Source organism: Arthrobacter glacialis, from assembly GCF_002909445.1.
Lineage (GTDB): Bacteria > Actinomycetota > Actinomycetes > Actinomycetales > Micrococcaceae > Specibacter > Specibacter glacialis.
In genome coordinates, this window is record NZ_PPXC01000004.1 from 73,610 (window position 1) to 94,782 (window position 21,173).

Genomic DNA, 21,173 nt, shown 5'->3' on the forward strand with positions numbered 1-21,173 from the left:
GTTCGCATGTTTGCAACACAACGCCTGAGCCAGGCGCTCCGGAAGGGACCGGGCAAGGCTGCGGCAAGTGCCGCCGTCGTCCTGGCCCTCACCCTGAGCCTGAGCGGCTGCGGCCCCGCCGACGACGGCCGCGTCAAGCTCGATTTCTTCCAGTACAAACCCGAAGCCGTAGGCCAGTTTGAAAAGATTGTGGCCGACTTTGAGGCCGCAAACCCGGGGATCGACGTGGTTATCAACAACGTTCCCGACCCGGACACTGCCATCCGCACACTGCTGGTGAAAGGCAAGACACCCGATGTCCTGACCCTCAACGGCAACGGCAACTTCGGTGACCTGTCCACGTCCTGCGTCTTCGCGGACCTCTCGGAGCTGCCCGCGGCGAAACGGGTGATCCCCTCCGTGCAGGATATTTTGGACGGTTTGGGCACCTGCCACGGCAGCGAGAGCAACGGTTTGCCGTTTGCCAACAATGCCAGCGGCGTCCTGTACAACCCGAAGATTTTCGCCAAGTATGGCGTCGATGTGCCGGAGACCTGGGATGACCTCATTGCCGCGGCCGACACCTTCAAGTCCAACGGCGTCAACCCGTTCTACATGACCTTGAAGGATGCCTGGACTGTGCTGCCCTCCTATGTGAACCTTGCAGGCAACCTCATGCCGGCGGACTTCTTTGACGACGTCCGCTCTGCCGGCTGGACACCCGCAACCGGGCAGTTCAGTTTTGAAAAGGACGGCACGGAGGCGGCCGCCAAGCTGGCAAAACTGTTCAGCTACGCCCAGCCCGGCGCCGAAAGCGCCGGCTACAACGACGGCAACGCAGCGTTTGGTGCCGGCGAATCCGCCATGTACCTGCAGGGCAGCTTCGCCATCCCGGCCATCCGCGCGTCGAACCCTGAGGCGAAGGTCAAGTCCTTCCCGTACCCCACCACCAACGATCCTGCCAAGAACACCCTGGTCTCCGGCGTGGATGTGTCGCTGGCCATCGGCAAGGACACCAAGCACCCCGCCGAAGCCAAAAAGTTCGTTGAATACCTCATGTCGGCGCCGGTCTTGGACTACTACTCGGCCGCCCAGTCATCCCTGACGCCTGTCTCGGATGCCGCGGCCAGCACCGATCCGGCCCTGGCCGGCATGCAGGGCTTCTTCAACGACGGCCGGGTCATCGGCTACTTCGACCACCACGTGCCGGCCAGCATCCCACTGCCGGCGCTCCTGCAGCAATTTGTCCTTGACGAAAACCAGCCCGCATTCCTGACCCGCATGGATCATGAATTTGAAAAGGTCGCAGCCCGCACCACCACCAAGAAAGGCGATTGATCATGACCACCACAACGGCCAGGGCAAAGAAGCCCCGCAGCGCACCCGGGCTGCAACGCCGGCGCCCGCCCCGGGCCAACAAGACGTTTTACTGGATGGTGGTTCCGGCCCTCGTGCTGTTCCTGGTCCTGCACACCCTCCCCACCCTGACTGGCATCTTCTATAGTTTCACCAACTACGCCGGCTACGGCGAGTGGAACTTTGTGGGACTCTCCAACTACGTGAACCTGTTCAAGGACGACCGGATCATGGATTCCTATGTCTTCACGATCCTCTTTGCCGTCACCACCACCATTGTGGTCAACCTGGGCGCCTTGTTCATTGCGATCCTGCTCAACTCCAAGATCAAGTACCAGACGGCGTTCCGTGGGATCTTCTTCATCCCCAACATCCTCTCGGTGCTGATTGTTGCCTACGTCTTCAACTACCTGCTCTCCAACAACTTGCCGCTCATTGGCCAGGCATTGGGCATCGAGTGGCTCTCCACCTCCATCCTGACCAACCCCGACCTGGCCTGGCTGGGCATTGTGGGTGTCACCGCGTGGCAGTCCATCGCCTTCAGCGTCATCATCTACCTTGCCGGACTGCAAACAGTTCCCGGTGAGCTCTACGAAGCTGCCAGCCTGGACGGGGCCTCACCGTGGCGCCAGTTCGCCTCCATCACGTTCCCACTGATCTCGGGCTACTTCACCATCAACATGGTGCTTGCCCTCAAGGGCCTGCTTCAAGTCTTCGACCAAATCGTGGCCCTGACCAATGGTGGTCCCGGCACCTCCACCGAATCGGTGGCCATGGTCATCTACCGCGGCGGCTTCCAAGGCGGGGAATTTGGTTACCAAATGGCCAACTCCGTGGTGTACCTGGTGGTCATCGTGGCCCTGGCCTTACTGCAGCTGCGCGTCCTGTCGCGCAAGGAGGTTGATTTCTCATGAGCACGCCCACGCAAACCACGGCAGAGGTGACGGCCGGCACCCCGGCCAAGGTCCGCCGTCGCACCTCCATCAACATCCCCTTGACACTCCTGGTGGCGGTGCTGTCACTGACGGTGCTGATTCCGCTGTACTTCACCATTGTCACGGCGCTGAAATCGTCAGACCAGCTCAGCAGCAACGGAATGGCCCTGCCCACCAGCATTCACCTGGAGAACTTCGCCAAAGCGTGGACGCTGACCAATTTCCCCAACGCGCTGCTCATCTCGGGCATCGTGACCGTGGGGGCAGTCATCTTGACCATTCTGACAAACTCCCTGGTGGCTTACGCCATTGCCAGGAACATGCACCGCCCGTTCTTCAAGGCGCTGTACTACTTCTTCATCGCCGCGTTGTTTGTGCCGTTCCCCATCATCATGCTGCCGGTGACCAAGCAGATGTCCATCCTTGGTTTGGACAACCCCGTGGGCTTGTTCCTGCTGTACACCGTTTACGGGCTGAGCTTCAACATCTTTGTCTACACGGCCTTCATCAAGTCCATCCCGGCCGAGTTGGAAGAGGCCGCCATCATGGACGGTGCCAGCGTCTGGACCACCTTCCGCAAGGTCATCTTCCCGGTGTTGACACCCATGAATGCCACCGTGGGCATCCTGACCTGCCTGTGGGCGTGGAATGACTTCATGCTGCCGCTGGTGATCCTCTCCGATCCCAGCACACGCACCCTGCCCCTGGTCCAATTCGTCTTCCAAAACCAGTTCAACACCGACTACACCACAGCGTTCGCCTCCTACCTCATGGCCATGGCGCCGTTGCTCCTGATCTACATCTTCGCCCAGCGCTGGGTCATCTCCGGCGTCATGAGAGGATCCGTCAAATAGCCCCACCGGCCCCACCTCCAGACGCTCGCTCATATAAGGGGCACTCCCCGGCAACGCTCGCTCACATCCGGGGCACCACGGAGCAACGCCCGTTCACATCCGGCCGCCGTCAGCATGACGGCGGCCGGTCGCATGCCGACTACCTGTGGATAACTTCTGCGGGCGCCGGCGGATAGGGGCGACAATGTCATCATGGACTTTCCGCAGACCCCCAGGCTTCCCGACGGGCCGTTCACCTTAGGTGAGGCGCTGTCGCTGGGTGTGTCGCGTAACAGGCTCCGCAATCGCGAATTCACCGGTGTAAGTCGTGGTTTGTACCGCCCGGCGTCTTGGGACTTTGAGCTTCGAGAAGCTGCGCGGGCCTTGTCCACAGCGACTCCGGGGGCATGGATCTCGCACACAACAGCGGCGCAATTGCACCAGTTGATCCTGCCGCCGTGGCTTTCTGAATCAAGGGAACTGCACCTGAGTAAGCCCCAAAACCTGCCTGGAGTGCGAAGGGCCGGCATCCTCGGCCACACAGTAGTTGCCCTGCCGGGCGAAGTCGAGGCCACAGGGGAGCTTCGGATCAGCACCCCGGCACGCACGTGGCTCGACCTGGCACGCATTCTGCCCCTGAATGATCTGGTATGCATGGGCGACCAGCTCATCCGCATCCCCCGGCCGGAATTCGAGGGCAGAAGTACGCCACACACCACTCCGGCATTCCTTCGGGAGATGCTTGGCCGGCACCGGAACCTGCAAGGAATCGTCCGCGCCAGGGCCGCCCTGGAGCTCATGCGTATCGGCGCCGATTCTGGCCCTGAAACTCTGCTGCGGTTGGCCATGCTCGACGCCGGCCTGCCGGAGCCCGAATTGCAGCTCACCTTGTGGAACCGGCCCGGTGGCCCATCGGCCGACGCCGGCTACCGTGCCCGCCGAATTGCTCTCCAGTACGACGGCGCCCATCACCTGGATGAGCTGCAGCAACGCAGCGACAGGCGGCGGGACAAAGCCTTCGAGGCCGCCGGCTGGACTGTTCTGGTCTTTACCCAAGAAGATGTGGCCGACGGATTTCACGATGCTGTACGGCTCATCAAAAAGACGTTGCAGCATGCATGGATGGATCCAGCAATCGCCTCCGGTTTTGCCCCCGGCCGTTAACGCCACCAAGACTGCCGCTTTAGTTAAATGCCGAACGCTCCCTCACTGTGCAGTGAGGGAGCGTTCGGCATTACCCACCCATATCTGAGCGAGCGTCGGTATAAAACGCCCCGTATGTGAGCGAGCGTCGGTAGGGGGATGGAGTTAGATGTCGCCTCGAATGAAGGCTTCAACCTTCTCGTGGGCCACGTCGTCCGCGTACTGCTCCGGCGGGGACTTCATGAAGTAGCTTGAGGCTGACAGGATGGGCCCGCCGATGCCGCGGTCCAGGGCAATCTTCGCCGCACGGATGGCGTCGATGATGACACCTGCCGAGTTGGGTGAATCCCATACTTCAAGCTTGTATTCCAGGGACACGGGGGCGTCACCGAAGTTGCGGCCTTCCAAGCGGACGAAGGCCCACTTGCGGTCATCGAGCCAGGCTACGTAGTCCGACGGACCAATGTGGACGTCGTCTGCACCCAACACGGCTGAGGTGTTGGAGGTGACGGCCTGGGTCTTGGAGATCTTCTTGGATTCCAGACGGTCGCGCTCGAGCATGTTCTTGAAGTCCATGTTGCCACCAACGTTGAGCTGGTAGGTGCGGTCCAAAATGACGCCGCGGTCTTCGAAGAGTTTCGCCATGACGCGGTGCGTGATGGTGGCACCGATCTGGCTCTTGATGTCATCGCCCACGATCGGCACGCCTGCGGCGGTGAACTTGTCAGCCCATTCCTTGGTGCCGGCAATGAAGACGGGCAGGGCGTTGACGAAGGCAACGCCGGCGTCGATGCAGCACTGTGCATAGAACTTGGCCGCCGCTTCCGAGCCAACAGGAAGGTAGCACACCAGAACATCAACCTTGGCGGCTTTGAGTGTTGCCACAATGTCTACGGGGTCGGCGTCGGACTCCACGATGGTCTCGCGGTAGTACTTGCCCAGACCGTCAAGTGTATGTCCGCGCAGTACGGGAACATCGAGGTTCGGCACGTCGGCCAGCTTGATGGTGTTGTTCTCACTGGCCCCGATGGCGTCCGAGAGATCAAGTCCTACCTTTTTGCTGTCAACATCAAACGCGGCTACAAACGTCACGTCATTGACATGGTACTTGCCGAACTCAACGTGCATCAGGCCCGGTACTTTCACGGACGCATCAGCATTTTGGTAGTACTGGACACCCTGGACCAGAGACGAGGCACAGTTACCCACACCGACAATGGCAACCCGAATAGGATGATTGGACACGGAACTCCTTCATAAAAACTAACAGGGTCCGGCTCTCACACTTGTGGTGATGGGTCGACGCACGCCTTCACGGTTGACATAAAGACACGACGCACGGCTATTTCGACCGGACCTGACGCCCCAACGGCGCCCTTAACCATTCTAGTCAACTACTGCTGCCCCGATTTTGTTCCCTCAGGGCAGCAGTGTCTCGCAGTTTTGTCACAAAACCGCCAAGAACGCTACTTTTGCGCCCAGCGGTTGATGTCGGATTCCACAGCGAACTCATCAATGGCATGTAGCTCAGCCGCGCTAAATTCCAGGTTGTTGATGGCTGCAATGTTGTTTTCCAGCTGCGCCACGCTCGAGGCACCCACCAGGGCCGAGGTGACCGGCGTGCCTTTGGGCTGCTCGCGCAGAATCCAGGCGATGGCCATCTGGGCCAGTGACTGGCCGCGGCCGGTGGCAATCGCATTGAGGCCACGCACACGATCCATCTTCTCTGCCGTGAGGTCATGCTCGTGCAGGAAGTGCTCCTTCGCCGCACGGGAATCGGCGGGAACGCCCTTCAAATAGCGATCAGTGAGCACGCCCTGCGCCAACGGTGAGAAGGCAATCGAGCCGGCGCCTACGGCGTCGAGCGCCTCATACAGGTTCGGCTCCCCGTTTTCAGTCCAGCGGTTCAGCATGGAGTAGGAGGGCTGGTGGATGAGCAGCGGCGTGCCCATTTCCTTCAGGATGCGGGCGGCTTCCAGGGTTTGGGCCGGCGTGTAGGAAGAAATGCCTGCGTAGAGTGCCTTGCCCGAGCGCACGGCGTGGTCAAGTGCGCCCATGGTCTCCTCCATGGGCGTTTCCGGGTCCGGGCGGTGGCTGTAGAAGATGTCAACGTAGTCCAGACCCATGCGGGTCAACGATTCGTCCAGGCTGCCCAGCAGGCTCTTGCGGGAGCCCCACTCGCCGTACGGGCCGGGCCACATCAAGTAGCCGGCCTTGGTGGAGATGACCAACTCGTTGCGGTGCGCAGCGAAGTCATCCTTGAAGTGTCGGCCAAAATTGGTTTCCGCACTGCCTGCCGGCGGGCCGTAGTTGTTGGCCAGGTCAAAGTGGGTGACACCTAAGTCGAAGGCGCGGCGCAGGATGTCCCGCTGCACGTCGAAGGATTTGTCATCCCCAAAGTTGTGCCACAAGCCCAGCGAAATGGCTGGCAATTTTAGTCCGCTGCGTCCAACGCGGCGGTAGGGCATGGTCTCGTAACGGTTTTCCGCTGCATGAAAAGTCATACTTGTTATCTTGCCACCACTGGTCCCCTGCCAACCGCCGTTTGGGTGGCCCTGCCAGACATACCCTTACGGAGCCGTCCCGTCCCCCCGCCAGCATGTCTGTGAAGGATCACCTGCCATGAATGGCCCGCAAGATGAGGGCCGAGCGCGATGCCACCGGGACCACATCCCCGGCCCCGAAGTGGCTGGCAATGGGCCCGTCGGTGTGGATCTCCACCACCCAGCGCTGGGCATACTCGGCACTGGGAAGCGTGAAATTCACACCGTCCTCACTGGCGTTGAAGAGCATCAGGAAGGAATCATCCACTACGGCCTGGCCTCGGGCGTCGCAGTCAGGGATGCCGTCACCGTTCAGGTAAACACCAACGCTGCGACCCATTGCGTTGTCCCAATCGGCTGCGGTCATGGCCGCTGAGTCGGGACGCAACCACACAATGTCCGGCAGCTCGGCGTCGTCCCCGCGATCCACGGGCCGCCCGCTGAAGAACCTGCGACGGCGGAACACGGGGTGCGCCGCCCGCAACCGTCCCAGCCGGGAGACAAAGTCCACCAGCTCCGTGTCCGCAGCCGCCCAGTTGATCCACGTCAGCGGCGAATCCTGGGCGTAGGCGTTGTTGTTGCCGTTTTGGGTCCTGCCCAGTTCGTCCCCGTGCAGGATCATCGGGACGCCCTGGGACAGCAGCAAGGTGGTGAGGAAGTTGCGTTGCTGGCGGGCACGCAACACGTTGATGCCGGCGTCGTCGGCGGGGCCTTCCACACCAAAGTTCCAGGAGCGGTTGTGGGATTCACCGTCCCGGTTGTCCTCCCCGTTGGCCTCATTGTGCTTGTTGTTGTAACTGACCAGGTCGGCCAGGGTGAATCCGTCGTGGGCGGTGACAAAGTTGATGGAAGCCACGGGGCGGCGCCCGGAATGGCCATACAAATCCGAGGAGCCTGTGAGGCGGGTGGCAAATTCGCCCAGGGTGGCCGGTTCGCCGCGCCAAAAGTCCCGCACAGTGTCGCGGAACTTGCCGTTCCATTCGGTCCACTGCGGCGGGAAGTTGCCCACCTGGTAGCCACCGGGACCCAAATCCCACGGCTCCGCGATCAGCTTGACCTGGGAGACCACCGGATCTTGCTGCACCATTTCAAAGAACGTTGACAGCTTGTCCACATCATAGAATTCGCGGGCCAGTGTGGCGGCCAGGTCAAAGCGGAAGCCGTCCACATGCATCTCGGTCACCCAGTACCGCAACGAATCCATGATGAGTTGCAGGGCGTGCGGTTCCCGGACGTTGAACGAATTCCCCGTCCCGGTGTAGTCCAGGTAGTGCTCCGGCTCCCCTTCGATGAGCCGGTAGTAGGCATCATTGTCAATCCCGCGGAAGGACAGCGTGGGGCCCAAATGGTTGCCCTCGGCCGTGTGGTTGTACACCACGTCAAGGATGACCTCCAGGCCGTTGGCGTGCAGTTCCTTGACCATTTCCTTGAACTCGCGCACCTGCCCGCAGGGATCGCTGCTGGACGCGTATTCATTGTGCGGAGCGAAGAAGCCAATGGTGTTGTAGCCCCAATAGTTCCGCAGCCCCTTGACCTCCAGGGCATTGTCCTGGACAAATTGGTGCACCGGCATAAGTTCGACGGCGGTCACCCCCAGGTTTTTCAGGTGGGCCACCACCGCGGGGTGGCCCACCCCGGCATACGTGCCACGCTGATGTTCGGGTACGTCCGGGTGCAGCGCCGTCAGCCCCTTCACATGGGCCTCGTAGATGACGCTTTGGTGGTACGGAACATCCGGGTGGGCGTCGGCGCGGCCATGGGCGTCGGTCCAGTCGAAGCCGTCCGGCACCACCACACTCCGGTAGCTGTGGGCGGCCGAGTCCTCATCATTGCGGGTCAGCGGCTGTGCAAAATCGTAGGCATACATCGGCTGGCCCCAGACGATGTTCCCGCTCACGGCCCGCGCATAGGGATCCAGCAACAGTTTGTTGACGTTGAAGCGCAGCCCGTTGGCTGGTTCCCATGGCCCATCCACCCGGTACCCATAGTGCTGGCCGGCCCCCACTCCGGGGACATAGCCATGCCAAACGTAGCCATCCACTTCCGTGAGCGGCAGGCGGGTCTCCGCTCCGGCGTCGTCAAACAAACACAGCTGCACCGCCTGCGCACCGTCACTGAACAAGGCAAAATTGGTGCCTTGTCCGTCTGCGTGTGCTCCCAGCGGGTGATCCTTGCCCGGCCAAATTTCCACGATTCCCCTTGTCCTCAGCGCTTCTGGCTTAGTGCTGCCCACACGGCAGGGATGCGCGCCGCCAGCAAACCCGCGTTTATGGGCTGCTCAACGTCGGTCTGCGCCAGCTGGCCGTGGAGGGCGGCTGCGAGCGCAGCGGTCCTGGCCAGGTCGATCGGTCCGGCACTCATGGCCAGCAGGGCCGCCAATATCCCGGCAAGAGTGTCTCCGCTCCCAGCTGTGGCCAACCGGGCCGTGCCGTTAGCTTGGGTGAAGACCGCCCCATTGGGAGCGGCCACAATGGTGGTGGGCCCCTTGAGGAGCACCACAGCCCCCAGCAGCGCCGCGGCCTGGCGGGCGGCGGCCAGTGGGGAGGCCTCAATCTGGGCGCGGCTCACTAAAACTCCACAGCGGGCCAGCAGTGCCGAAAGTTCCCCGGCATGAGGGGTCAGGATCAGGTGTTCGTTGGTGGCGGCCTGGGTGGCTGGCTGCACCAGAGCCAAGGCTGCAGCGTCCACCACTGTTGGCAGCCCTGAAGCAATCGCCGCGGCGGCCCGGTCCAGTTGGGCCTGGTCTCCGTCAATCCCGGGCCCGGCGAGCCACGCTTGAACGCGCACCTCATCGGGAGAATTTTGCGAACAGACTACTTCGGGGTTGCGCACGTGGATGGCTGCTGCCACCTGCTCGGGGCCAAGATAGCGCACCATCCCCGGCCCGCACGCGGATGCCGCCGCCACGGCCAGCAATCCCGCGCCGGGATACTGCACCGACCCTGCAATCACCCCTGCAACACCGCGGGTGTATTTGTGGGCCGCGGCCGAGGGCTGCGGCAAGAACGCAGCCAAATCCCCTGCTTCGAGTCGGGACAATTCGGGCGGCCCCAGCTGCTGGCCGATTCCGAGGTCCACCAGGGCCACGGTGCCGGCGGACTGCTCGCCCGGAGCGCTGAGCAGTCCCGTTTTGTGGGCACCAAAAGTGACCGTGAGATCGGCAGGCAGCACGGGGCCATGCACCTCCCCCGTCGTCGCGTCCACGCCGCTGGGGAGATCGCAGGCCACCACCGCGGGCCCGTCGCCGGCAAATTCCGCCAGTAGCGCCACAACCCCGGCCACAGGCTCCCGCAGTCCGCCGCTGCCGCCGGTCCCCAGCAATCCGTCAATGACGACGTCGGACTGCCGGGCTTCGTCCATAAAGCTCACCGGTGCGCCATCTGCGCCAAGCACAAGGCAACGTCCCCCGGACTTCCCAAACGCGGCCAGCGCCTCGGGGTGGGTCCGTGCACTGGTGAGCAACGCCGTCGTCCGGGCTCCGCGCGCGGCCAGGTGGGCGCCCGCGTAGAGGGCATCCCCGCCGTTGTTGCCCGATCCCACCAGCAGCACCACGTTAGCCCCGTAGATGCCTTTTCCCCGCGAGCGCAGCACCGAGACCACGCCCATGGCGAGGCCGTGCGCTGCTGTGCGCATGAGTTCCGGGCCACGCCCGGCACTGAGCAGTGGCTGTTCGGCGGCCCGGACGGCGGCGGCTGAGTAGGCCTGGAGCATCTCAGCTCTCGGCTATCACCATGGCTGTGGAAATACCGCCATCGTGACTCATGGACAGGTGCCAGTGCTTGATGCCCTTGGACTTGGCCACGGCCGCCACGGTCCCCAAGACGTTGATAGTGGGCCCGTTCTCATCCAAACCGATCCAGCAGTCCTGCCAGTTCATTCCAGCCGGTGCCCCCAAAGCCTTGGCCACGGATTCCTTGGCGGCGAACCGGGCGGCGAGCGACTGCGTGTTCAAACCGCGTTCGGCCGGCACAAACAGCCTGTCAATCAGCCCCGGAGTCCTCTCCAGCTGGCGGCCGAAGCGCTCAATATCAACAACATCTACACCAATCCCAATGATCATGACCCCAGCCTATTCCCCAGCGGCTCCCCCGGCTCGCAAGCTCACCGCGGGCCCCTCGCCACCGTGGCCCCACCCAGCGGCTCCCCCGGCTCGCAAGCTCACCGCCAAAAAGGACGGCGCTTGCGGTTAAAGCCGGCGGTGGAGCACCGGCTTTAACCGCAAGCGCCGTCCCACGTGGGTCAGCGTGCCGTTTCCGTTATTCGACGGTGACGGACTTGGCCAGGTTTCGTGGCTGGTCCACGTCATAGCCCTTGGCCATGGCCAGTTCGCAGGCGAAGATCTGCAGCGGAACAGTCGTCAACAAGGGCGCCAGCAGTGGGCTGGTTTCGGGGATGTAGAAGACGTGCTCGGCAAATTCGCGCACCGACTCGTCGCCTTCTTCTGCAATCACAATGGTCTTGGCGCCGCGCGCCCTGACTTCTTGGATGTTTGACACCACTTTGGAGTGCAAGGAATCACGGCCGCGCGGAGATGGCACCACCACAATGACCGGCTGGCCCTCTTCAATCAAGGCGATGGGCCCATGCTTGAGCTCGCCGGCGGCAAAGCCTTCGGCATGGATGTAGGCCAATTCCTTGAGCTTCAGCGCCCCTTCCATGGCCACGGGATAGCCCACGTGGCGGCCCAGGAAGAGGACCGAGCGCGTGTCAGCCATGCTGCGGGCAAGTTCCTTGATCTGCTCCGAGTTGGCCAGCACGGTGGCAATCTTGGCAGGAGTCTTAGCCAGCTCAGCCAGAATGTCCTTGATCTGTCCCTGGAACAGGTTTCCGCGCAGCTGTGCCAAATAAAGACCCAGCAGGTACGCGGCCGTGATCTGGGCCAGGAACGCCTTGGTGGAGGCAACAGCAATCTCCGGGCCCGCATGCGTGTACAGGACTGCGTCAGATTCGCGGGGAATGGTGGATCCGTTGGTGTTGCAGATCGCCACAGTCTTGGCGCCCTGTTCGCGGGCATAACGGACAGCCATCAAGGTGTCCATGGTTTCCCCGGACTGTGAGAGGGAAACGATGAGGGTGTTTTCATCAACAATGGGGTCGCGGTACCGGAACTCATGGGACAGTTCCACTTCGGTGGGAATTCGGCACCAGTGCTCAATGGCGTAGCGGGCCACCTGCCCGGCGTAGGCCGAGGTGCCACAGGCCAGCACAATGATTCGGTTGATGGATTTCAGGACTGCCGGGTCCACCCGGATCTCGTCCAATGTCAGGTTGCCGTCAATGTCAGAGCGACCCAGCAAGGTCTGCGCCACGGCATCCGGCTGGTCGTTGATCTCTTTTTCCATGAAGGACGGGTAGCCGTCCTTTTTGGCGGCGGCCGCGTCCCAATCCACCAGGTATTCGCGGCCTTCGGCGGGCACGCCGTGGAAATCGGTGATGGTGACGTTGTCCGCGGTGATGGTGACGACCTGGTCCTGGCCCAGTTCCACGGCGCGGCGTGTGTAGTCGATGAAGCCGGACACATCTGATCCCAGGAAGTTTTCGCCGTCACCCAAACCAACAACGAGGGGCGAGTTCCGGCGGGCGGCAACAACCACTCCGGGCTCGTTGGCGTGCGTTGCCACCAGGGTGAAAGCCCCTTCGAGACGCTGCGCCACCATCTGCATGGCCGTGGAGAGCAGGCTGCCCTCAACCGTTCCAGCGGCCTCCAAATCCTGGTACACCTCACCCAACAAGGTTGCGGCCACTTCGGTGTCAGTCTGGGAGCGGAAGCTGTGGCCGTGCGCCACCAGCTCTGCTTTGAGCGGAGCATAGTTTTCAATGATGCCGTTGTGGATCACGGCAAGCTTTCCGCCAGCAACCACGTGCGGGTGGGCGTTGGCATCCGTTGGCCCGCCGTGGGTGGCCCAGCGAGTGTGACCAATCCCTGTCACAGAGGCCGGGAGGGGGTTGGCATCCAGTTCGTCCAGGAGCCGGGCAAGCTTGCCGCTTTTCTTGCGCATTTCAATGCCATTGGCCGTGACCAACGCAACGCCAGCGGAGTCGTAGCCCCTGTATTCCAGTCGGCGCAGCCCCTCAACGAGGACTTCCAAAGCACCGTGAGTTGCTGACGACGTTGATCCTTGAGCCGGGGCAGTACCGGCGTATCCCACAATTCCACACATGAAAATCAATCATAATCCCCACTGTGAAGGCAGGACGTTCTACCTTATCGAGGGGAATGTGACGTGAAAAACAGTCAGTGATGTTTCTCCCGCCGTAACCTCCCGTTTCCCACCCCACCCCAAACAAGGCAGAATTGAAAGTGTGACAGCGCAAAGAACTGAGTCCGCCAACAGCGTCAGTGCCTCCCCTTTTGTGGAGCTGGACCGGCAAACGTGGTCCCGCCTTGCCAACAAAATTGAACAGCCGCTGGATGAGGAAGACGTCCAGCGCCTCCGCGGCTTGGGAGATCAGTTGGACATGCGCGAAATCCGTGACGTCTATTTGCCGCTCTCACGCCTGCTGAATCTCTACGTGGGCGCTGCCGGCCATTTGCACAGCGCCACCACCACTTTCCTGGGTGAGAGGGGTTCACGCACACCGTTTGTGATTGGTGTTGCCGGTTCTGTTGCTGTGGGCAAGTCCACAACTGCCCGCGTGTTGCGTGAAATGCTGCGCCGCTGGCCGGACACCCCCAACGTTGAATTGGTCACCACCGACGGCTTCCTCTACCCCAACGCCGAGCTGGAACGCCGCGGGCTGATGGGCCGCAAGGGCTTCCCGGAGTCCTACGACCGCCGAGCGCTTCTGCGTTTTGTCAGCACCGTCAAGAGCGGCGCCGAGGAAGTCCGCGCCCCCATGTACTCCCACCTGAGCTACGACATCCTGCCGGACAAGGAAGTGGTTGTCCGGCGCCCCGACGTGCTCATAGTGGAGGGCTTGAATGTCTTGGCGGCTGCTCGCCCGCGCGCCGACGGCCGCTCAGGCCTGGCCGTCAGTGACTTCTTTGACTTCTCCATCTACGTCGACGCCAAAACCAGCTACATCGAGCAGTGGTATGTGGAGCGCTTCCGTTCCCTGCGCACCAGCTCCTTTGCCGATCCCGAGTCGTACTTCCGCCGCTACGCCGGCCTCTCAGACAGCGAAGCCACGGCCACCGCGTCCCGGATTTGGAAGAGCATCAACGAGCCCAATCTGCTGCAGAATGTGCTCCCCACCCGTGGCCGCGCCCAGCTGGTCTTGACCAAGGAATCCGACCATTCAATTCGGCGCATGTTGTTGCGGAAAGTCTAGCGCCAGTGGACCGCCTCCGCCCGACCCCGCGTAGCTTGGCGGATCGCCTGCGAGCCGGCTTGAGCTGGCCACGCCCGGGCAGTGTGGCGGTCTCAGCCATCGGCGCTGGGCTGATTTTCTGCGGCGCGGTGGGGCTGGAAGCTGGGTCACTGCAATCATCTGCCAACCCATCCCCGCCCAGTACGACGGCGAACTCGACTCCGCGCCCGCCCTCCCCCTCCTCTGGGCAACCGTCATCCCCGGTGAGTCCACGCTCCACCACCCAGGCTCCGACGTCGACCATCCCCAGCACGCCCGCCAGCTCCCTCCCGATCGCGGGCGCAAGTGCTGACGCCCCCATTCAAAAGCTCTTCGCCACGGGAACGGCGGCACCTGCCCAGGAATCCCTGCGCAGTATCGCCAACCCGGAGAGTCCTTTGGTGTTGGTCAACAAGACACACCCACTGACCCCTGTGGACTATATGCCAGCTGATTTAGTTACCCTGCCCGTGCGCACAGGATCCACGGAACCTGCGCTGCTGCGCGCCGAGGCCGCAGCGGCGGTGGAGCGCATGTTCGCTGCGGCCGCTGCCGAAGGTGTCAGCATCAGCATCAAGAGCAGCTACCGCTCCTTCGAAACCCAGACCAGCGTGTACAACGGCCATGTGGCCAGCAAAGGGGTGGCTGCGGCAGATGCCTCCTCCGCCCGGCCCGGTTTCTCCGAGCACCAAAGCGGATTCGCCCTGGACATTGGCGACGCCAATTCCGGCGCCGACTGCGATTTCACCTTTTGTGTGGCGGACACGGCGGCGGGGAAGTGGGTGGCCGCGCACGGGGCCGACCACGGCTTTGTGGTGCGGTATCCCGTGGGCTTGGAGTCCACAACCGGCTATCTCGCTGAGCCATGGCACCTGCGCTACCTGGGGATTGCCGTAGCCCAGGACATGAGGGTCAGGGGGATCCAAAGCTATGAAGACTATCTGGGGTTGCCTGACGCCCCCAGCTACAAATAGCCGTGCGAAAAAATGTATGAACACAAAGCAGTCATAACAACCCCAAGTGCGGTATTTTAGGGACATGTTAAAGGGATTCAGAGACTTCATAATGAAAGGCAACGTCGTAGACCTTGCCGTCGCCGTCGTCATCGGTGCAGCGTTCGGGGCCGTCATCACTTCCCTGGTCGAGAACATCTTGATGCCGCTTCTCGCGGCACTGACGAGTTCCCCCAACTTCGATGCCTTCGGCGTCGTCAACGTCAATGGCGTTGACATCAAATTTGGGGTGTTCCTGACCGTACTGGTCAACTTTGTTTTGGTCGCAGCAGCCATCTACTTCGTGGTCGTCATGCCCATGAACCATATGATCGCCCGACGCAACGCGAAGCTGGGCATCAAGGAAGAAGAACCGCCCGTTGACGCGCAAATTGAGCTGCTCACCGAAATCCGTGATGCACTCACGGCCCGTCCCAGCGGCGGAGCCCACTAACACCCACTTCTAATGCAAGGAGGCAGCAACCCCACCGGGGTTGCCGCCTCCTTGCATTAGAAGTCTCTTAGAGCGACAACTCAGCCTTGACCACGTTGACCAGCTCGTTGCAGATGCGCTCAGCAGTTTGCATGTCAGCGGCTTCCACCATGACCCGGACCAAGGCCTCGGTCCCCGACGGGCGCAAGAGCACCCGGCCGGCGTCTCCCAGCTCGGCCTCAGCCTTTGCTATGGCTGCGTTAATGGCCGGCACGGACGACGCGCGGGACTTGTCCACGTTCTTGACGTTGATCATCACCTGGGGCAGCTTGGTCATGGCGCTGGCAAGTTCCTTCAGCGACTTGCCAGTCAAGGCCACTTGGGCAGCCAGCTGGAGGCCTGTCAGTACACCGTCGCCTGTGGTGGCGTACTTGGAGAAAATGACGTGCCCTGACTGTTCTCCACCGAGGGTGTAGTCGCCCCGGCGCATTTCCTCGAGCACGTACCTGTCCCCGACGCCTGTTTCGCGGATGGTGATCCCGGCGTCGCGGAGGGCAATCTTCAAGCCCAGGTTGCTCATGACAGTGGCCACCAGGACATCGTCCTTGAGTTCGCCGGACGCTTTCAATGCCAGGGCCAATATGGCCATGATCTGGTCGCCGTCAATGACGTTGCCTTCATGGTCGACGGCCAGGCAGCGGTCAGCGTCGCCGTCGTGGGCTATGCCCAAATCAGCGCCTGTTGCGAGAACTGTCTTCTGGAGTAATTCGAGGTGGGTGGAACCAACCCCGTCATTGATGTTCAATCCGTTTGGCTCGGCTCCGATGACCGTGATCTGTGCGCCGGCATCAGTGAAGACCTGGGGTGAACATCCGCTCGCGGCACCGTGGGCACAGTCCAGAACAATCTTCAGACCGTCGAGCCGGTGCGGCAGGGTGCCCAGCAGGTGCACAACATACCTGTCCTCGGCGTCCGAGAAACGCTGAATCCGGCCCACATCGATGCCTACCGGTCGGTAAGCGTCGTGCTGGAGCTGAGCTTCAATGGCCTCTTCCACCTCGTCAGGCAGCTTGGTGCCGCCCCGAGCAAAGAATTTGATGCCGTTATCTGGTGCCGGATTATGCGAGGCGGAGATCATCACACCAAAATCAGCACCCAGATCAGCGATCAGGAAGGCTGCTGCGGGCGTGGGCAGCACCCCGGCGTCGTACACGTCGACGCCGGCACTGGCCAGTCCCGCTTCAACAGCAGCACCGATAAACTCGCCACTGGCGCGCGGGTCGCGGGCTATGACGGCTCTGGGGCGCTTTCCCTCGCTCATTTGCTCGTGGCCCAACACCACAGCAGCGGCTTGAGCGAGTGACAGGGCTAGTTCAGCCGTCAGCAGGCCATTGGCCAAACCGCGGACACCGTCTGTTCCAAATAATCTTGACATCCCGTTCAGTCTAAATCATGGAGCCGTAGAATCAGCTTTCCTCTCATGATGCGATAGACCACACGGCACTGGGCCCGGATGATTGCGCTGCTTTCATGCCACCATTCTCGTCCGGTTGCGAGGCTGCGGGGGCGTTACAGACATTCGCCTCAGGTGGCCCGGGGACGCATGTCCGCAACGGCCCACGGGCACAAAAAGTCCTCGGCTCGCAAAGCAAACCGGGGACTTTTGAAAGCGATATTAGCGCTTGTGGAGCCAAGCGCTCAATTCAGCGCCGGAACCCAAAAAGTCCCCGGCTCGCAAAGCGAGCCGGGGACTTTTATGGGAGCGCTGAATTTAGCGCTTGGAGTACTGCGAAGCCTTACGTGCCTTCTTAAGACCGGCCTTCTTACGCTCGATGACGCGAGCGTCACGAGTCAGGAAGCCTGCCTTCTTCAGGATCGCGCGGTTGTTCTCAGTGTCGATCTCGTTCAAGGAACGAGCAACACCCAGGCGCAAAGCACCGGCCTGGCCTGAGGGGCCACCACCGTGGATGCGGGCCCAAACGTCGTACGCGCCATCCAGGTCGAGGAGGCGGAACGGGTCGTTTACTTCCTGCTGGTGCAGCTTGTTCGGGAAGTAGTTGGAGAGCTCGCGGCCGTTAACGATCCACTTGCCGGTGCCGGGTACAACGCGAACGCGGGCAATTGCCTGCTTGCGACGACCAACAGCAGCGCCTGAGACTGTCAAAGCCGGGCGTTCCTTCTTGGGTGCTGCGTCTGCTGCAGCTGAGCTTTCGCTCGTGTAGCTAGTCAAAACTTCTTCCTCGGCCACGACGGCCTCGGCGTTCAGCTCTTCAGTATTCTGAGCCACGATTCTCCTTGATAAATATTGGGTTGGTGGCCAGGACTACTGGGCGACCTGGGTGATTTCAAACGTCTTGGGCTGCTGAGCGGCGTGCGGGTGCTCAGCACCGCGGTAAACCTTCAGCTTGCCGATCTGGGCTGCGCCCAGCTTGGTCTTCGGGAGCATGCCAGCGATGGCCTTCTCCACTGCGCGAACCGGGTTTTTCTCCAACAGTTCGGCATAGTTCACGCTGGACAGACCGCCCGGGTGACCGGAGTGGCGGTATGCGCGCTTCTGTTCGAGCTTGGCGCCTGTCAAGGCAACCTTCTCGGCGTTGATGATGATGACGAAATCGCCCATATCCATATGGGGAGCGAAGGTCGGCTTGTGCTTTCCACGCAGCAGAGGTGCAGCCTGGCTGGCAAGACGGCCCAAGACAACGTCGTTGGCATCAATGATGTGCCACTGACGGTTGATATCGCCGGGCTTCGGGGTGTACGTACGCACGGTTTTTGCCTTCGTTTCTTGTTCTTAGGTGGTGTCACAGATGGTTGACACCTGCTATCTATGCGCTTACCGGAACAGAGGTGAGGGCTCTAACACCAGTCATCCTTACACTTCCCGATGACACCCGTTCAGTGGTAGTCCTGCAACCGGACCTGTAACGGGCGCGTGATATCGAGATAGGACACGCACAACGACTACCAACGATAGCGTTAATACTGCCCTCTGGTCAAAGCGAACGAAATGTCTGCTCAGATTCCGGCTCCGAGAGGCGCCTTAATGGTGTCTGTTGGCACGCGCCGCGTCCTGGTCAGGACCGCCCGTTCATGCATAGCCGTCTCGTGAGGGTAGTGAACTTCCTCAAGAATTAGTGGGTGCGGCGCCGCCAGAACCGACTTGGCGTCCCGGATTCCCGCCACTAGGCGCTGGTTCATCCAGTCAGGGCTTTCGCGCCCCTCCCCCACCATCAGCGCAGCGCCTGTCAACGCCCGGACCATGTTGTGGCAAAAGGCGTCCGCCTGAACGTTGAGATTAATGACACCATCGTCGTCTTGTTCAAAATCAAGGCGCTGCAAGGTACGCACGGTGGTCGAACCCTCCCGTGGCTTGGCAAATGCAGCAAAGTCGTGCAGTCCCAACAGCGGCGCCACGGCTTGGTTCATGAGCGCCACGTCCAACTCGCGGGGGTGCCACAGGGTCAGTGCCCTCTGCAGCGGGTCCCTGCGTGTGCAGCCATCGGCGATGCGGTAGCTGTAGCGCCGCCACAGGGCCGAGAAACGGGCATCAAAGCCCGTGGGTGCCACGGAGGCCCGCACAATCTCCACTGAGCCGTGCAGCTCGCCCAGTACCCGCCCCAGGGCGCCGTTGAGGCGCCGTTGGAGGGAAAGTTCGGACACCTCGTCATGTCCGCGCCGCAGCCCGTCCCATTCCGCCGGGGTGAAGTCCAGGTGGGCCACCTGGCCGCGGGCGTGAACGCCAGCGTCGGTACGGCCGGCAACGGTGAGGCGTACAGGCCTGCGCACGATCATAAACAGGGCTTCCTCAATGACGCCTTGGACTGTGCGGACACCTGGCTGGATGCCCCAGCCGTTGAACGGGCTGCCGTCGTAGGCAATGTCCAACCGGGCCCTCATCAGGCCTCGTGCTTCGGGGGAAAGTTTGGGGTTGTGCATGGCCTCAATTCTACCGGGGGCGCCACCTGGGCCGGAACGCAAAGAACCCGCCACCCAGACGGGTGGCGGGTTCTTTGCGTTAGGATTAAAGCTTTCGCTTAGGCCTTACTTGGTCTCTTCAGCAGCAGCTTCGTCAGCTACAACTTCGGTTTCCACAACTTCTTCGCTCGGTGCTTCTTCAACCGGAGCAGCCTTGACTGCAGCAGCTGTAGCTTCCTTCACAACGGCCTGCTTGGCGCTGACCGGCTCCAGAACGAGCTCGATGACAGCCATGGGGGCGTTGTCGCCCTTACGGTTGCCGATCTTGGTGATGCGGGTGTAGCCGCCGTCGCGGTTCTCCACAGCCGTGGCGATGTCGGTGAACAGCTCGTGGACAATGCCCTTATTGCTGATCAGGCCGAGAACGCGGCGGCGTGAAGCCAAGTCGCCACGCTTTGCGAAAGTTACCAGTCGCTCTGCGTAGGGGCTCAGGCGCTTTGCCTTGGTCAAGGTGGTGGTGATCCGCTTGTGCTCGAACAGAGCGGCGGACAGGTTCGCGAGCATCAAGCGCTCGTGAGCCGCTCCGCCTCCGAGGCGGGGACCCTTAGCGGGTGTAGGCATGGTGTTTCTCCTCAAGTATCAGTCGGACCGCAAGCGGATGCATCATTTGCATCCGCCGGGCCGACTAAAAAATATTGTTGTTCGTCTTTAGAGTTCGTCGTCGCTGTAAGCGTCGTCGTTCTCGTCAAGGGCTGCGGCACGGGCGGCCAGATCAAATCCTGGAGGGGAATCCTTCAGGGAGAGACCGAGCTCAACCAACTTTGCCTTTACCTCGTCGATGGACTTCGCACCAAAGTTGCGAATGTCCATCAGGTCAGCCTCGGAGCGAGCAACGAGTTCACCCACGGAGTGGATGCCCTCACGCTTGAGGCAGTTGTAGGAACGAACCGTCAGGTCCAGGTCCTCGATCGGCAGGGCCATGTCTGCGGCAAGAGCAGCATCCGTCGGGGACGGACCAATCTCAATGCCCTCAGCCGCGGTGTTCAGCTCGCGGGCCAATCCGAACAGTTCAACCAGCGTGGTGCCGGCAGAGGCAATGGCATCCCGCGGGGAGATGGCCTGCTTGGTCTCTACATCAACAATCAGCTTGTCAAAGTCAGTGCGCTGTTCAACACGGGTTGCTTCCACGCGGAAGGTCACCTTCAGAACGGGTGAGTAGATCGAGTCAACCGGGATACGGCCAATCTCTGCATCGACGTTCTTGTTCTGGGCTGCTGAAACGTAGCCGCGACCGCGCTCGATGGTCAGCTCGAGTTCGAACTTGCCCTTCGAGTTCAGCGTGGCAATGTGCATGTCAGGGTTGTGGAATTCCACACCGGCCGGCGGGGCAATGTCTGCAGCCGTAACAACGCCAGGGCCCTGCTTGCGCAGGTAGGCGACGACGGGCTCGTCATGCTCCGAAGACACGGACAATCCCTTGATGTTCAGGATGATCTCAGTGACATCTTCCTTAACACCGGGAACCGTGGTGAACTCATGCAGAACACCATCGAGGCGGATGCTGGTGACAGCAGCGCCAGGAATGGAGGACAGCAAGGTCCGACGCAGGGAATTTCCCAGGGTGTAACCGAAGCCAGGCTCCAACGGTTCGATAACGAACCGTGAACGGTTTTCGGAAACTACTTCTTCAGATAGGGTGGGGCGCTGTGCAATGAGCACTGGGGTTTCCTTTCAGCGAGCATCCGCTATATGAC

19 protein-coding genes are annotated in these 21,173 nt (G+C 61.5%); 7 read left to right on the forward strand and 12 right to left on the reverse strand.

The annotated features are described in order from the left end of the window. Positions 1-6 precede the first annotated feature (6 nt). The 4 genes from CVS27_RS05925 to CVS27_RS05940 all read left to right on the forward strand — a co-directional run bounded on the left by CVS27_RS05925 (position 7) and on the right by CVS27_RS05940 (position 4,267). A complete protein-coding gene (locus CVS27_RS05925) occupies positions 7-1,317 on the forward strand; it encodes an ABC transporter substrate-binding protein (RefSeq protein ID WP_103464828.1) in 1,311 nt (436 codons plus the stop codon). Between the two features lie 2 nt (positions 1,318-1,319). After that, complete coding sequence (locus CVS27_RS05930) at positions 1,320-2,249, forward strand: carbohydrate ABC transporter permease (RefSeq protein WP_103464829.1); 930 nt, start codon at positions 1,320-1,322, stop codon at positions 2,247-2,249. Then, complete coding sequence (locus CVS27_RS05935) at positions 2,246-3,124, forward strand: carbohydrate ABC transporter permease (RefSeq protein ID WP_103464830.1); 879 nt, start codon at positions 2,246-2,248, stop codon at positions 3,122-3,124. The genes CVS27_RS05930 and CVS27_RS05935 overlap by 4 nt, the downstream gene beginning before the upstream one ends. 192 nt (positions 3,125-3,316) lie before the next feature. After that, positions 3,317-4,267 (forward strand): DUF559 domain-containing protein, encoded by a 951-nt coding sequence (locus CVS27_RS05940; RefSeq protein ID WP_103464831.1) that lies wholly within the window; start codon positions 3,317-3,319, stop codon positions 4,265-4,267. 144 nt (positions 4,268-4,411) lie between these two features. Here the strand turns inward: CVS27_RS05940 and CVS27_RS05945 are convergent, their stop codons facing one another. The 6 genes from CVS27_RS05945 to glmS form a co-directional block, all read right to left on the reverse strand. Then, positions 4,412-5,491 carry an inositol-3-phosphate synthase gene (locus CVS27_RS05945; RefSeq protein WP_103464832.1) on the reverse strand — a complete coding sequence of 360 codons (1,080 nt, stop codon included), beginning with the start codon at positions 5,489-5,491 and terminating at the stop codon, positions 4,412-4,414. 221 nt (positions 5,492-5,712) lie between these two features. Beyond that, complete coding sequence (gene mgrA, locus CVS27_RS05950) at positions 5,713-6,750, reverse strand: L-glyceraldehyde 3-phosphate reductase (RefSeq protein ID WP_103464833.1); 1,038 nt, start codon at positions 6,748-6,750, stop codon at positions 5,713-5,715. Positions 6,751-6,859: 109 nt separating this feature from the next. Next, on the reverse strand, positions 6,860-8,980 hold the full coding sequence (gene glgX / locus CVS27_RS05955) for a glycogen debranching protein GlgX (RefSeq protein WP_103464834.1): 2,121 nt from the start codon (positions 8,978-8,980) through the stop codon (positions 6,860-6,862). A 14-nt stretch (positions 8,981-8,994) separates the two neighbouring features. Further along, positions 8,995-10,500: an NAD(P)H-hydrate dehydratase gene (locus tag CVS27_RS05960; RefSeq protein ID WP_103464835.1), complete on the reverse strand. Its 1,506-nt coding sequence runs from the start codon at positions 10,498-10,500 to the stop codon at positions 8,995-8,997. Between the two features lies 1 nt (position 10,501). Continuing rightward, on the reverse strand, positions 10,502-10,849 hold the full coding sequence (locus CVS27_RS05965) for a holo-ACP synthase (RefSeq protein WP_103464836.1): 348 nt from the start codon (positions 10,847-10,849) through the stop codon (positions 10,502-10,504). 196 nt (positions 10,850-11,045) lie between these two features. Beyond that, a complete protein-coding gene (glmS, locus tag CVS27_RS05970) occupies positions 11,046-12,950 on the reverse strand; it encodes a glutamine--fructose-6-phosphate transaminase (isomerizing) (protein ID WP_103464837.1) in 1,905 nt (634 codons plus the stop codon). A gap of 133 nt (positions 12,951-13,083) precedes the next feature. Here glmS and coaA point away from each other — a divergent pair, with 133 nt between their 5' ends. The 3 genes from coaA (at position 13,084) to mscL (ending at position 15,525) form a co-directional block, all read left to right on the forward strand. Continuing rightward, positions 13,084-14,061, forward strand: a complete 978-nt coding sequence (gene coaA, locus CVS27_RS05975) for a type I pantothenate kinase (protein ID WP_243399918.1) — start codon at positions 13,084-13,086, stop codon at positions 14,059-14,061. A gap of 242 nt (positions 14,062-14,303) precedes the next feature. Then, on the forward strand, positions 14,304-15,053 hold the full coding sequence (locus tag CVS27_RS05980) for a M15 family metallopeptidase (RefSeq protein WP_103464839.1): 750 nt from the start codon (positions 14,304-14,306) through the stop codon (positions 15,051-15,053). A 64-nt stretch (positions 15,054-15,117) separates the two neighbouring features. After that, positions 15,118-15,525, forward strand: coding sequence for a large conductance mechanosensitive channel protein MscL (gene mscL, locus CVS27_RS05985; protein ID WP_103464840.1), 408 nt, complete (start codon positions 15,118-15,120; stop codon positions 15,523-15,525). 67 nt (positions 15,526-15,592) lie between these two features. Here mscL and glmM read toward each other — a convergent pair whose 3' ends face one another. The 6 genes from glmM to CVS27_RS06015 form a co-directional block, all read right to left on the reverse strand. Next, positions 15,593-16,939, reverse strand: a complete 1,347-nt coding sequence (glmM, locus tag CVS27_RS05990; protein WP_103464841.1) for a phosphoglucosamine mutase — start codon at positions 16,937-16,939, stop codon at positions 15,593-15,595. A 336-nt stretch (positions 16,940-17,275) separates the two neighbouring features. Then, entirely contained in the window at positions 17,276-17,791 is a 516-nt protein-coding gene (gene rpsI, locus CVS27_RS05995; RefSeq protein WP_103464842.1) for a 30S ribosomal protein S9, read from the reverse strand. Positions 17,792-17,827: 36 nt separating this feature from the next. Beyond that, complete coding sequence (rplM, locus tag CVS27_RS06000; protein WP_103464843.1) at positions 17,828-18,271, reverse strand: 50S ribosomal protein L13; 444 nt, start codon at positions 18,269-18,271, stop codon at positions 17,828-17,830. A 248-nt stretch (positions 18,272-18,519) separates the two neighbouring features. After that, a complete protein-coding gene (gene truA / locus CVS27_RS06005) occupies positions 18,520-19,440 on the reverse strand; it encodes a tRNA pseudouridine(38-40) synthase TruA (protein ID WP_243400073.1) in 921 nt (306 codons plus the stop codon). 105 nt (positions 19,441-19,545) lie between these two features. Beyond that, a complete protein-coding gene (gene rplQ / locus CVS27_RS06010; RefSeq protein WP_103464844.1) occupies positions 19,546-20,040 on the reverse strand; it encodes a 50S ribosomal protein L17 in 495 nt (164 codons plus the stop codon). Positions 20,041-20,127: 87 nt separating this feature from the next. Continuing rightward, positions 20,128-21,138: a DNA-directed RNA polymerase subunit alpha gene (locus CVS27_RS06015; RefSeq protein ID WP_103464845.1), complete on the reverse strand. Its 1,011-nt coding sequence runs from the start codon at positions 21,136-21,138 to the stop codon at positions 20,128-20,130. Positions 21,139-21,173 lie beyond the last annotated feature (35 nt).

Excerpts from the sequence above, each read along its gene's own strand:
- CVS27_RS05925 (WP_103464828.1), top strand. The coding sequence starts at position 7 with ATGTTTGCAACACAACGCCTGAGCCAGGCGCTCCGGAAGGGACCGGGC.
- CVS27_RS05930 (WP_103464829.1), top strand. The coding sequence starts at position 1,320 with ATGACCACCACAACGGCCAGGGCAAAGAAGCCCCGCAGCGCACCCGGG.
- CVS27_RS05935 (WP_103464830.1), top strand. The coding sequence starts at position 2,246 with ATGAGCACGCCCACGCAAACCACGGCAGAGGTGACGGCCGGCACCCCG.
- CVS27_RS05940 (WP_103464831.1), top strand. The coding sequence starts at position 3,317 with ATGGACTTTCCGCAGACCCCCAGGCTTCCCGACGGGCCGTTCACCTTA.
- mgrA (WP_103464833.1), bottom strand. The coding sequence starts at position 6,750 with ATGACTTTTCATGCAGCGGAAAACCGTTACGAGACCATGCCCTACCGC.
- CVS27_RS05960 (WP_103464835.1), bottom strand. The coding sequence starts at position 10,500 with ATGCTCCAGGCCTACTCAGCCGCCGCCGTCCGGGCCGCCGAACAGCCA.
- CVS27_RS05965 (WP_103464836.1), bottom strand. The coding sequence starts at position 10,849 with ATGATCATTGGGATTGGTGTAGATGTTGTTGATATTGAGCGCTTCGGC.
- glmS (WP_103464837.1), bottom strand. The coding sequence starts at position 12,950 with ATGTGTGGAATTGTGGGATACGCCGGTACTGCCCCGGCTCAAGGATCA.
- mscL (WP_103464840.1), top strand. The coding sequence starts at position 15,118 with ATGTTAAAGGGATTCAGAGACTTCATAATGAAAGGCAACGTCGTAGAC.
- glmM (WP_103464841.1), bottom strand. The coding sequence starts at position 16,939 with ATGTCAAGATTATTTGGAACAGACGGTGTCCGCGGTTTGGCCAATGGC.
- truA (WP_243400073.1), bottom strand. The coding sequence starts at position 19,440 with ATGCACAACCCCAAACTTTCCCCCGAAGCACGAGGCCTGATGAGGGCC.
- rplQ (WP_103464844.1), bottom strand. The coding sequence starts at position 20,040 with ATGCCTACACCCGCTAAGGGTCCCCGCCTCGGAGGCGGAGCGGCTCAC.